The sequence below is a fragment of the Paenibacillus sp. FSL H7-0357 genome, from assembly GCF_000758525.1.
In the GTDB taxonomy this organism is placed as follows: Bacteria; Bacillota; Bacilli; order Paenibacillales; family Paenibacillaceae; genus Paenibacillus_AQ.
This window is the reverse complement of the sequence record NZ_CP009241.1, coordinates 5,831,032-5,844,192: the sequence shown is the minus strand read 5'-3', so window position 1 is coordinate 5,844,192 and position 13,161 is coordinate 5,831,032. Positions and strand designations below refer to the sequence as shown.

4 protein-coding genes are annotated in these 13,161 nt (G+C 58.7%); all 4 read left to right on the top strand.

All coding sequences use genetic code 11. The features are described from left to right. The first annotated feature begins 320 nt into the window (after nt 1-320). The 4 genes from addB to H70357_RS25880 all read left to right on the top strand — a co-directional run bounded on the left by addB (nt 321) and on the right by H70357_RS25880 (nt 12,743). Nucleotides 321-3,842, top strand: coding sequence for a helicase-exonuclease AddAB subunit AddB (gene addB / locus H70357_RS25895; protein ID WP_038595446.1), 3,522 nt, complete (start codon nt 321-323; stop codon nt 3,840-3,842). Further along, complete coding sequence (locus H70357_RS25890) at nt 3,839-8,020, top strand: UvrD-helicase domain-containing protein (protein ID WP_038595444.1); 4,182 nt, start codon at nt 3,839-3,841, stop codon at nt 8,018-8,020. Before addB ends, H70357_RS25890 begins: the two co-directional genes overlap by 4 nt. 112 nt (nt 8,021-8,132) lie before the next feature. Next, nucleotides 8,133-9,314 (top strand): exonuclease SbcCD subunit D, encoded by a 1,182-nt coding sequence (locus H70357_RS25885; RefSeq protein WP_038595441.1) that lies wholly within the window; start codon nt 8,133-8,135, stop codon nt 9,312-9,314. Beyond that, nucleotides 9,315-12,743 carry an AAA family ATPase gene (locus tag H70357_RS25880; RefSeq protein WP_038595440.1) on the top strand — a complete coding sequence of 1,143 codons (3,429 nt, stop codon included), beginning with the start codon at nt 9,315-9,317 and terminating at the stop codon, nt 12,741-12,743. Nucleotides 12,744-13,161: the final 418 nt, after the last annotated feature.

Here is a 13,161-nt window from a genome sequence, read left to right as displayed (position 1 = left end):
GTTCTCTTCTGAAGAAGAGGCGGCCCGGTGGCTGGAACTGCTGCAGATGAAGAAAGGGGAGGGCAGCAGGAAGTGAAGCTGGACCATGCTTATTTGTGAATATTACCGTGAATGATCAAGAGACTGCCGCAGCTTAAAAACGCGGCAGTCTCTTTGTGCTGTACATGCGGATATCCATCCGCTGAAACTTGAAAACAATGGCAAACGTATGTTCCGTTTGGAAGAGATATGCTATAATGTTGGGACGGATTCATCAACTGGGTTTAGAAATTTGATACCGGTTGTATTCATAGATTTGGCCACGGAAGGAGTCTACTGCAATGACGGTAAACTTTTTGATAGGCCGCTCGGGCAGCGGCAAGACAACAAGAATATGGGAAACGGTATCCTCAAAGCTGGAGTCTGAGCCGCTGGGCGCACCGATCATTGTACTTGTTCCGGAGCAGGGCTCGTTCGGGGCGGAGAGAGGCCTGCTGGCAGCAGGCAGCGTGAAGGGCAGCATCCGGGCCCAGACCTTGAGCTTCTCGCGGCTTGCATTCCGGGTGAAGCAGGAGACCGGGGGCAGCGCCAGTCTGCCCATCAGCGAAGAAGGCAAAAAAATGCTGATATACAAGATCATCAACCGCCGCAAGGAAGAACTGAAGCTGTTCGGCGCTTCAAGCGACAGACCGGGCTTTGTGGAACGGCTCAGCGCACTGCATACCGAGCTGAAACGTTGCTGCCTGGGTGCTTCCGATCTGGAAGGACAGCTGGCAAGAATGCGCGAGGCCATAGGAAGCAGTCCGATTCTGGCCGGCAAGCTGGATGATCTGCATATCGTATTCAGCGAGTTGGAGCAGGAAATGTCACAGCTGTATATAGATCAGGAAGACCGGCTGGCTGAACTGGCAGAGCATATTGCGGATTCCTCTTACATAAGAGAAGCCGAGATCTGGGTAGACGGGTTCCATGGTTTTACCCCGCAGGAATTTATGGTGCTGCGCGAGCTGATGCAGCATGCATCAAGGGTGACAGTGGCCCTTACGCTTGACCGGATTTATCCAACGGGGCTGCAGCCGCATGAACTGGAGTTGTTTCACCCCTCCGCAGTTACGTATATCAAGCTGCGCGGGATGGCCGAAGAGCTGGGCCTTGAGGTCTGGGACGAGCTGCTGGCGCCGCCTGTGCTTCCGCGTTTCGCCGGAAGTCCGGCCTTGGCCCACCTGGAGCGCGGATTTCACCGCCGCAGCCGCTGGAGCGGCGATATCGGGCAGGCTGCGGAAGCCATCACGATCAGCGCTGCAGTCTCGCATAGAACAGAGGTCGAGGGCACGCTGCGTGAAATGATCAGGCTGGCCCGGGATGAAGGGGCGGAGTACGGCGAGATGGCTGTATTCATGCGCAACATTTCAGATTATGAGCAGCTGATTACCCCGTTGTTTCAAGACTATAGCGTCCCGTTCTTCCTGGATCAGAAAGTTAATGAGCTGCATCATCCGCTGGTGGAATTTGTACGGTCTGCACTTGATGTAGTGCGCCGCCGCTGGCGGTATGAGGATGTGTTCCGCTGTGTGAAGACCGAGCTTCTGCTTCCGCTTGACGGCAGTATTACCCGCGAGGATATGGACGCGCTGGAGAATTATGTGCTGGCCTGCGGCATCCATGGATACCGCTGGACCGACGGACGTTCCTGGAAGGGAATCCCCAGTCTTTCGCTGGAAGGCAGCCGGATTGTGGATGAGGAGCTGCTTCTGAAAATGGAGCGGTGCCGGGAGTGCATTACCGGTCCGCTGTATGCTTTTGAGAAAAGAATCAAGAAGAGCCGCAGCGGTCTGGAGCTATGTACAGCGGTGTACCTGCTGCTCCGGGAGTCGGATACCGCCCGGAAGCTGGAGAAGCTGAGCAGAGAGGCGCTTGAGCTGGGACAGCCGGAACGTGCGCGGGAACACAGCCAGCTATGGGATGCAGTGCTCGATTTGCTGGATCAGATCGCAGAAATGATGGGATCGGAGAGAATGGAATTCGAGCTGTTTGCCGGGGTGCTGGAGACCGGACTCAGCGAGCTTAAGATGGGTTTGGTTCCGCCTGCCCTGGATCAGGTGCTGGTCGGAAGCATGGACCGGACGAGGGTTTCAGGTGTGAAATATGCTTTCCTGCTGGGATTCAACGAAGGGGTTGTCCCTGCACAGTTCAAAGAGGACGGCATCCTGTCTGAGGGAGAACGGCTGCTGCTGGAGAACAGCGGAATGGAGCTGGCTCCGGGATCCTCGCGCAAGCTGCTCGATGAGCGCTTCCTGATCTATGGCGCGCTGACAACGGCCAGCACCAGACTGTGGATCAGCTATGCCACAGCCGATGATGAGGGCAAAGCGCTGCTGCCTTCGGAAATCATCCGCCAGCTGCATGGCATGTTCCCGGATGCTTTGCAAGAACGGTCCCTTTCCGGGTTCCCCGCAGCGGTATCTCCTGACGAAGCCGATGCAGGTGAAGCTTTGCATCTGGGCTTTGTGGGGCATCCCGGACAAAGTCTGCGCATGCTGATTATGCAGCTGCGCCAGTGGCGGCAGGGAGTGGAAATCCCCGGACTGTGGTGGGATGTCTATAACTGGTTCGCGGAGGATGAGCATTGGAGTCCGAAGCTGCAGCAGCTGCTGGGTTCGCTGTTCTACCGCAATGACGGCATTCCGCTCAAGCGGGAGACCAGCCTCCGTTTATACGGAGGCAGAACACTGCGCGGCAGCGTGTCGCGTATGGAGAAGTTCGTTGCCTGCTCCTTCTCCCATTTTGCTTCATACGGCTTAAGGTTGAAAGAACGCCAGCTCTATAAGCTGCAGGCGCCGGACATTGGACAGCTCTTCCATGCCGCGCTAAGCGATATGGCCAAGCGGCTGCAGGAGCAGGGCCGCGGCTGGGGGAGCTTGACGGCTGAGGAATGCCGCCGGGAAGCCGGAGAGACAGTAGACAGGCTGTCGCCGCTCCTGCAGGGCGAAATTCTGATGAGCAGCAAACGCTACGGATACATTTCCCGCAAACTGAAGAATATTGTCGGCCGCGCTTCCGTGATCCTCGGCGAGCATGCCCGCCGGGGCAGCTTCGAGCCGGTGGGGCTGGAGCTGGACTTTGGCCCGGGTAAAGATCTCCCGCCGCTGAGAATTACATTGCCTAACGGCTGTGTAATGGAGGTGGTGGGCCGGATTGACCGTGTCGATATGGCCGAAGGGGAGCATGGAGTTCTGTTGCGGGTTATTGACTATAAATCAAGCCAGAAGGATCTTAAGCTGCATGAGGTGTACTATGGGCTGTCGCTGCAGATGCTGACTTATCTCGATGTGCTGCTCACCTATTCGGAGCAGTGGCTGGGCAAGGCTGCGCTTCCGGCAGGAACCCTGTATTTCCATGTGCATGATCCGCTGCTCTCGTCGCCAAACGGGTTGAACCGTGAGCAGGCGGAGCAGGAGCTTCTGAAACGGTTCAAAATGAAGGGTCTGCTGACTGCGGACCGTGAGGTCGTTTCACTGATGGATACTACGCTCGATAAAGGGCATTCCTCAATTGTGCCGGTAGCGCTGAAGAGCGACGGCAGCTTTTACAGCAGCGCCTCTGTAGCCACGCCTGAGCAGTGGGGGCATTTGCTGTCCTCGGTGCGCAGCAATATTTCCGATATCGGGACGCGGATTACGGAAGGTGATGTGGCGATCCAGCCATACCGGATTCAGCAGGAAACGGCCTGCACGTTCTGTTCCTTCCGGCCGGTATGCCAGTTTGACGAGGCTGTGGAGGGCAATGGCTATAACAATCTTGCCAAGCCGGGCAAAGACGTGATCTGGGATCTGCTGTCCCATAAAGGAGGAGAGAAGCCGTGAGTATTAGAGCTGAAATAGAGGCCAAGCCGGAAGGCAGCCTGTGGAGCGATGATCAATGGCGCGCTATTGCCGAGAGCGGCGAAGATATTCTGGTTGCGGCAGCGGCAGGCTCTGGCAAAACAGCCGTACTGGTCGAGCGGATCATCCGCAAGATCAGCAACGAGGAGAACGGCTTCAGCGTGGACCGGCTGCTGGTGGCCACCTTCACGAAGGCGGCAGCCTCCGAGATGCGGCAGCGGATCCGCGAGGCACTGGAGCGGAAGCTGGAGGAGCAAGAGGGTGCGGAAGAGGGCGGAGCAGTGGGCAATGACTACTTGCGCCGCCAGCTTGCCTTGCTGGGAAGAGCGTCGATCACGACCCTGCACTCCTTCTGCCTGGAAGTTATCCGGCGTTATTATCAGCAGATCCCCATTGACCCCGGATTTCGGATTCTGAATGAGCATGAGGCGGAGATGATGCGCCAAGAGCTGCTGGAGGAGCTGCTGGAAGAGAAATATGGTGAGGTCTCTGAAGACGGAGAAGATGGCATTTTCGTAAAGCTTGCAGACTGGTTCAGCGGCGAGCGTACCGATGATGCGGTGCATGCGCTGGTCCAGCGGCTGCATGATTTTGCCCGCAGCCATCCCTGGCCGGCACAGTGGCTGAGGGATACTGCGGCTGATTTCTCGCTGCCGGACACGGAAGCTCTGAGCCGCACGGCTTGGGTGCAGAGTATTCTTGCCGAGGCGAAGCTTACGCTGGACGGCGCGGCCAGCCAGCTTATTCAGGGGCATGAAATCGCCTTGCAGCCCGGCGGTCCGGCTCCCTATGCGGAGAATCTGACTGCGGATCTGGAAATGGTCCGGGCGCTGCAGGATGATCTGCTAAATAAACCCTGGGCAGAGCTCTATAATATATTCATAGAGATATCCTTTGGCAAGCTTAAGGCTTGCAAGAAGGATGCAACCGATCCCGGACTGCAGGAGACGGTCAAGGAGCTGCGGGACAATGTGAAGAAGAGCCTGCTGGAGCTTCAAAAATCGCTGTTTGGGCGTCCAGCCGAGGTTTTTCTGGCGGAGCTGCATGAGGCGGCTCCGCTGATGCAGGAACTCGCTGAGACGGTCATCGAGTTCGGTGAACGTTACCTGATTGAGAAAGCAGGCCGCGGTCTGGTCGATTTCAGCGATCTGGAGCATTACTGTCTGCAGATTCTGCGCCATCCTGATTCTGCGCCGGGCCATTCGCTGCCATCGGATGCGGCAATGGAATACCGCGAGCAGTTCGACGAGGTACTGCTGGATGAATACCAGGATACGAACAGCGTACAGGAAGAGATCGTGCGGCTTATCTCCCGCGAATCGCCGGGCAACCGGTTCATGGTCGGCGACATGAAGCAGAGTATTTACCGCTTCCGCCTGGCGGAGCCGGGGCTCTTTCTGGACAAGTATCTCAGCTTTGGTGCGTCAAATAACGGGGCTGGCCGAGAGGGGATTCTCGGAGATGAGAAAGAGCAGGGCGGAGCAGCAGCTGCCCGGGGCTCGGTGATCGATCTGGCGCGTAATTTCCGCAGCCGGATGGAAGTTGTGAATGCCGTCAATATGATTTTCCGCCAGATCATGAACAGGACCGTTGCAGAGATCAGCTACGATGAGCGTGCCGAACTGGTCTACGGGGCGAATTTCCCGGGAGCGGAGGAGAACCGGCCGGATACTTATTTCGCGCCGGAGCTGCTGCTGATTGACCGGGGGACTGCACCGGCGGGCCGCATGGAGGAAGCCGCTGAAGACGGGGAGCTTCCTCCCCAGGAGAGCGAAGCCATCGAGAGCGAGACGGCGCAGCTGGAAGCGCGGGCCATTGCCCGGCGCATCTCGCAGATGACCGGGATGACCGGCGGTGCGCCGCTGCTTATCTATGACAAGTCCTTGCGTATCATGCGTCCTGTTGTGTACGGCGACATCGTTATTTTGCTGCGTTCTGCACGGATATGGACACCGCTGATGATCGAGGAGCTCCGCCTGGAAGGCATTCCGGCCTACGGCGATCAGAATAAGGGGTATTTCCAGGCAACGGAAGTGGAAATTGCCCTGTCGCTGCTGCAAGTAGTGGATAATCCCCGTCAGGATATTCCGCTGGCGGGGGTGCTGCGCTCACCTGTAGTCAATTTAAGTGAGGAAGAGCTGGCAATGGTTCGTCTATGCAGCCCGGGTTCTTTCTATGATGCCCTGATGGCGGCTGCAGGTGACTCGGCTGCGGGCAGTACCGGTGAAGTCACTATGGCTGAACAGGAGCTTACTGCTGCGGCTGAGGTTGCTGCGGCTGTATCCCCCCTTAATAATGTTTCTGCAGCTTCCGCAGAAGAATTTGAACCCGGTGGTGTAACCGGTGCGCTGCAATTAGGCGGCGCCGGATGGGGAGCCGATGAAGCAGCGGTATCACAGATTCCGCCTGCACTACGGAAGAAGCTGCAAGCTTTCACAGCGTTATTGGAGGGGTGGAGAAATGCAGCCCGTCAGGGCAGTCTCAGTGCGTTGATCTGGCGCATCTACGGCGAGAGCGGCTATCTGGAATGGGTGGGCGGACTACCCGGCGGATTTCAACGCCAGAACAATCTTAAAGCACTGTACGACCGGGCGGTGCAGTTCGAGAAGGATACCTCCGCGCGCGGATTGTTCCGCTTCCTGGTGTTTATCTCCCGGCTGAGGGAGAACGGCGGCGATCTGGGTGTTGCCGGGGGAAGCGGTGAGGAAGCCGGTGGCGTCAGAATCATGACGATTCATAAATCCAAGGGCCTGGAATTCCCGGTTGTCTTTCTGGCCGGGATGGCTAAGCCCTTCAACCGGCAGGATCTGTATTCCCCGTTCCTGATGCACAAGGAGCTGGGCTTCGGTCCGCGGTTTGTGGAGCGGGAGACGCGTGTCAGCTATCCGACTCTCCCGTATCTGGCCATTAACCGCCGCTCGCGGCTGGAACTGCTGGCGGAGGAAATGCGCGTGCTCTACGTCGGGTTGACCCGACCAAGAGACAAAATGATCCTCGTCGGCACTGTAAGAGATTTGCCGCGTGCCGTTTCAGGCTGGACGGGTATGCAGGGGCGCGAGGAACTGCTGCTGGCCGACCATCTGCTGGCCCGGGGCCGCAGTTATCTGGATTGGGTAGGTCCCGCTCTGATCCGTCATCCCGGCGCAGCTATTCTGCGCAAGCTGGCGGGAGCGGAAGGCACTGTCTCAACAGTGCTGCATGGTGATGCTTCCAATTGGAGCATCTCTGTGCTGGCTGCTTCCGGACTTGGGTCAGGTTCTTTTACCGGCACGGCGGATGATGCTGCAAAAAGTGAAGAACGGCGGCTTGTCCAGGATGCGCTTCGCACGGGCAGTGCACTGCGTTCACTAGGAACACCGGATGAAACAGAAATCTCCGGAAGACTGAAATGGGAGTATCCATACGCGGCAGCATCCGGCATTCCGGCCAAAACATCGGTGACGGAGCTGAAGGCCATGTTGTCTATGGAGGAACAGCCTTCCTATGACCTGCTCGAAGAAGGGTATTCTGCAAGCCGGGGTAACGGGTCTGGCCGCAGTACTGCACTGGCGGAGAGTCTCCATTTGCGGCGTCCAAAGTTTATGGAGAAGCGGGGCTTGTCAAAGGCAGAGCGTGGAACGGCGTACCATACGGTGATGCAGCATGTCCCGCTGGACAGGCCTGTGGACCGTGCTGTTCTGGAAGCTGTGATGGCGCACCTGACCCGGGTCGCTATTCTGAACGGGGAGCAGGCGGAGGCGGTTGACCTTGCCGAAGTGGAAGCTTTTTACGCCGGTGAGCTTGGGCAAAGACTGCTGGGAGCATCATGGAAGCGCAGAGAGCAGCCGTTCAGTTATATGGTTCCGGCAGGCGAAGCCTACCGGGGACTTGATTATTTTGATAGAACTAATCTTTCGATGGACAACGGCCGCCGGACGATTGACGAAGCAGTGCTGATTCAAGGGGTGGTTGACTGTCTGTTCCGCGAGGAGGGACGGCTGATTCTGCTGGATTATAAAAGTGATGCCGTGCTGGAGCATGAAGGCGGACTGGACGGGCTGAAGGAAAAGTACCGGTTTCAGCTGGAGCTGTACAGCAAGGCGCTGAATGATATTTTAGGCGAACCGGTCAGCGAGATTTGGCTGTACTTTTTTGACGGCGGACATGCTGTGAAACTATAAATCTACTATAGAAGATAGAATGAAAAAACTAACCCAAAAGGTGAGATTGACGGCAGTTGATCTTATATCACCTATATGATGGCCGCGTGAGGGCGGGGAAAAGAGGGCGAAAATGCGCATATTGCATACGGGAGACTGGCATCTGGGCCGTACGCTGGAAGGACGGAGCCGGCAGAAGGAGCAGGAGCAGTTCATGGATGAGCTGGTGGAGATTGCCGATGACTCCAAGGCCGACCTTATTCTAATGGCGGGGGATGTTTATGATTCAGTCAACCCTCCGGCTGCGGCGGAGCAGCTGTTCTATGATGCCGCAGCCAGACTGACGGCGAACGGCAGGCCGCTTGTTGTCATCTCCGGCAATCATGACCAGCCGGAGCGGGTAGCTTCCGTGTCTCCGCTTGTGCGCAGACAGGGCATCACCCTGGTTGGGCTGCCTACCTCGGAGCCGGTAACGGTACATGCTGTCCGGACCGGTGAAATTGCCAAAATCGCTGCACTTCCCTATCCCTCTGAAGCCCGCCTCGGGGAGCTGCTCGCCGGGGACAGCGGTGAGGATGAACTCCGGCTGGCCTACAGTGCGCGGGTAGGCAAGCTGATGAAGCTGCTCGGCCGGGAGTTTACACCGCAGACGGTGAATCTGGCCATGAGCCATATCTATGTGCTCGGAGGCGTGGAAAGCGATTCGGAGCGTCCCATTCAGGTAGGCGGAGCTTATACCGTAGATCCTTCGGCTCTGTCCTGCGGTGCGCAGTATACGGCGCTCGGACATCTGCACCGCGCCCAGCGGGTCAAAGGCGAGGGCATGATCCGTTACAGCGGCTCACCGCTGGCCTACAGCTTCTCCGAAGCGGGCCAGGCCAAATCGGTGACGATGATTGATGTGGCACCGGGCGGGGAGCCTTCCTTTGAGGAAATCTATCTCCGCTGCGGCCGTCCGCTGGTGAACTGGAAATCTTCCGGCGGACTGCAGGAGGTGTATGGCTGGCTTGATGAAGGCAGGGATGCTTCCGCCTTTATCGATCTGGAGCTGCGCCTGAGCGAAGCGATGTCGATGAATGATATTCAGCGGCTCCGCAAATCACGGGAAGGGATTATACATATCCGCCCGATCTATCCCCAGATGGAGCTTGAGCTGGAGGAGATCTCCCGTTCGCGGATGCCGGTCCAGGAGCTGTTCCGCAAGTTCTACCAGCGGCAGACCGGCGGTGCGGAGCCGGAGGACAGCCTGATTGAGCTGTTCCTTGAACTGACGGAAGAAGAACGGCGCCAGCCGGAGGAAGGGGAGGAGAACTAGGTGAAGCCGATTCTATTAAAAGTATCCGGGCTGCAAAGCTATCGGGAGCAGCAGGAGATTGATTTTGCGAGTCTGACGGAAACCGGGCTGTTCGGGATCTTCGGACCGACCGGCAGCGGGAAATCCAGTCTGCTGGACGCTATTACATTAGCGATGTACGGCAAGGTGGAACGGGCAGTGAACGGAACGCAGGGAATTATGAACCATTCCGAGGATCAGCTCAGTGTGGCTTTCACCTTCGAGCTCACTTCCTCCGCCGGTGTCCGGCGTTACCGGGTGGAGCGGAAATTCAAACGGACCGGGGAGCAGTCCATCAGCAATACAATCAGCCGGTTCATCGAGGTCACGGAAGACGGAGACCAGGTTATGGCTGACAAGCTGGCGGATGTTACCCGCTGTGTAGAAGAGCATATCGGGCTGAAAATGGATGATTTCACCCGTGCGGTGGTTCTGCCGCAAGGCAAATTTGCCGAGTTCCTGTCGCTGCGGGGTGTGGACCGCAGGCAAATGCTTCAGCGGCTCTTTCACCTGGAGCAGTATGGCGACCAGCTGGCCCTCAAGCTCAGCCGCCGGGTCAAGGAGAACGAGGCGGCGCTGCGGGCGCTTGAAGCGGAGCAGCAGGGCCTTGGCAGTGCAGGGAAGGCGGATGTAGAGGCCGCAGCGGAGCGGCTGCAGGAAGCGGTCCGCCATGCGGAGGAATGCCGCAAGAAGCTGGAGGCGGCTATGCAGCTTGCCGAGCGGTTCGCGAAGATCCGCGAGCTGCAGGAGGACCGTATCCGCCGTGAGCGGCGGCGGCAGGAGTTGCTGTCGCAGGAGGAGAACGTCCTCCTGCTGGAGCAGAAGCTCGTCAAGGCTGACGAAGCCGAGAAGCGGCTGCCTGTGCTGAAGGCGTGGCGAAGCGCCGAGGATGCCTGGCGGAGCCGGCTCGCTGTTGCCGAGAGCCGGGAAACCTTGGCAACCGCCGCCGAGCATGAGGCGGCGGGGCTTGCTGCGGCCGAGGCTGCGGCGCAGGCTGCGCTGGCCGCCGAGGAGCCGGCCCTCCGGCAGGGGGCCGATACCTACCGCCGTGCGCTGGAGCTCGAAGCCGAGCTCAGTGAACTGCGGCGTGAGCGCGCGGCGGTGCAGGCGCGCCAAGGCGAGGCCTCCCGCGGGCTGGCTGCCCGGCGGGAGAGCATGGCCCGGGAGCGTGAGCTTTTGGCCAAGGGCCAAAAGCGCCAGCAGGAGCTGCAGCAAAGCCTGCAGCCGCTTGCGGTCCGCTCCCAGGAACGGCAGTCTCTGCAGGAAGCGATGCAGAGACTGCAGGAACTGCGCTCCGCCGAGTCCCAGTGGGAGACGGCGGAGCGGGAGCGCCGCGAGCGGGCGGCGGTGCTCGCGGCGGCAGAGGCGCGGCTGGCCGCCGCCGAAGCCCGGCGGCAGTCGCTGGCCGCAGCCCGCGGGGAGCACATTGCTGCGGCTGCGCTGCACCAGGAGGAGCTGCGGGCTGCGGAAGCCGCTGCAAGAAATGCCGCCGAGCGCCTGGAGCTGCACGGCGGCACGCTGGAGGCTGCGCTGAAGGAGCAGGAGCTGCACAGGCTCTCGCTTACCCTAGCCCGCGAGCTGCAAGACGGGCAGCCTTGTCCGGTCTGCGGCAGCGGGCATCATCCCTCGCCTGCGTTGTCCCAGGACAGCGGCGGGCGGGAAGGCCTGGAAACCCAGCTCCAGCATATCCGTGCGCTTGAACGGCGCGCGCTGGAAACCCGCCATCTGTTCCGCAGCCTGCTGGAGCAGGATGGCGCATGGTTGGAACAGATTTATGGTGAAGGGGTTATAGGCGACGCTCTGAAAACACCTGCGGCTGCAGGACTGGCGCAGGACAGCGCGGATGCCTCTATTCATTCAGCTTCCGCCGGGATCAGCCCGGATGAAATGTTCTTATCCGGGCTGGAGGCGCAGCATGTATCCTTGAAAGCCCGCTCCGGCGAGCTGCGCCGGGGAGCGGCGGAATGGCAGCGGGGGATGCAGGAACAGCAGCAGCTATGCCACCAGGAAGCGGCTGCGGCCACTGCCGAGACGGCCTGGGTGGAAGGTCTTGCCGCCAAGGCTGGCGATCTTGCCGCCCGGTTGGGCACCTTGCGCCAGGACTGGGCGCGGCTGTTCCCTGAACTGGCCGCGGGTGAGGCCGAGAACGCCTATCGCGAAATGCTGGCAAAGGACGAACAGGCCGAGGAAATCAGAGGCCGGCTCGACATCAGCGTGAAGTTTCTTGAGGAGAAGGGCAATGCTGTACAAGTTCTGCAGGAAGAGATTGCCGTGCTGGATAAAGAACTGGCCCAGTGGAATGCCCAACTGGAAGGCAAAGAAGCGCTCGAACGCGAGAAGGAGCAGCGTCTGCTCCAGTGGACAGGAGGCCGTTCTGCCGCCGCCTTGCTGGAGGAATGCGAGCGGCGTCTTCAGGAGCTGCAGGCGGCGCTGGACAATAATAAGCAAAGGCACCGGCAGGCAGCGGACAAGGCACAGCATGAGGTGAAGGAGGCGGCCATTGCCCGCCAGGCGGCGGAATCAGCGCGTGAGCATAGCGCTGCGGCCGCGGCCCACTGGGAAGAGAGCCTGAACTCTTCTCCGTTTGCTTCCGCCTCTGAGGTTGAAGGGGCGGCGCTCATGCCGGAAGAACGCAGCAGAGCCGCTGCCCGTATTCGGGCTCACCGGGAGGAAGAAGCGGAAGTGACGCTGCAGCTGCGGAGCATTGAGGAGAAGCTGTCAGGAGCCTCCTTAAGCACTGAGGAATGGCAGGAGAGCCAGTCTGCCCTGCAGACATGCAAGGAAGACGATGAACGCTCGCTGCAGAGCCGAGCGCGCGCAGAGCGTGATCTTGAGGATCTGCAGCACCGCCATATCCGCTGGATGGAGCTCGAAGGTCAGCGTAAGGAGCATGCGGCGCAGCAGGACCGGCTGTCCAAGCTGCAGGCTGTGCTGCGCGGCAATGCCTTTGTGGAATATATCGCCGAAGAACAGCTGATGCAGGTATGCCAGGCCGCTTCACAGCGGCTGCGGTTCCTGAGCAAGCAGCGTTACGCACTGGAAGTTGACTCCGGAGGCGGCTTTGTTATCCGCGATGATGGCAATGGAGGAGTCAGACGTCCGGTCTCGACGCTGTCTGGCGGAGAAACCTTCCTGACCTCCCTCTCACTGGCGTTGGCCTTATCGGCACAGATTCAGCTGCGGGGTCAGTATCCGCTGCAATTCTTTTTCCTTGATGAAGGCTTTGGTACTCTTGATCCGGATTTGCTGGACACCGTCATTACTTCACTCGAAAGATTGCATAATGACCAGCTGTCCGTCGGGATCATCAGCCACGTTCCTGAACTCCGGGCGCGATTGCCGCGCAAGCTGATAGTCGTGCCTGCAGAGCAGGGCGGGGGCGGTTCGCGTATTCTTTTGGAAAAAATGTGAAAGCGGGTTGAAGGTGTGATGACAATCACAGATACACCTTCAACCCCCTGTTATAATACAGCTAAGCCGACATCATTTTGAAACACCTCGGCGGACGTATGACCGGGAAACGCTCCTTTTCATACGTCCGCCGCCGAATCAGCTTTTTAAGCTGGTAGGGTGTTTCTTTTTTTTGCTTTTTTTTATGAGTCTGATGGGTCCCGAAGTTCGAGATCCCTGTCAGATATGGGATTAGATTAAGCTATCATTACCTTGTTCCCCTGTACCGAACCCGCAACTACACATAGAGAAGCGCCTCAGCAGTGCCTTTTTGACAACGATTACTTTGTTGACGATCACCCTGAATGTTAGATGCGGATGATGTGGGACAAACAGAATACACTTTTCCTGTATCTGATACAGATAAGCGGGATATAAA

Coding starts and splice junctions, on each gene's coding strand:
- addB (WP_038595446.1), top strand. CDS start 321: ATGACGGTAAACTTTTTGATAGGCCGCTCGGGCAGCGGCAAGACAACA.
- H70357_RS25885 (WP_038595441.1), top strand. CDS start 8,133: ATGCGCATATTGCATACGGGAGACTGGCATCTGGGCCGTACGCTGGAA.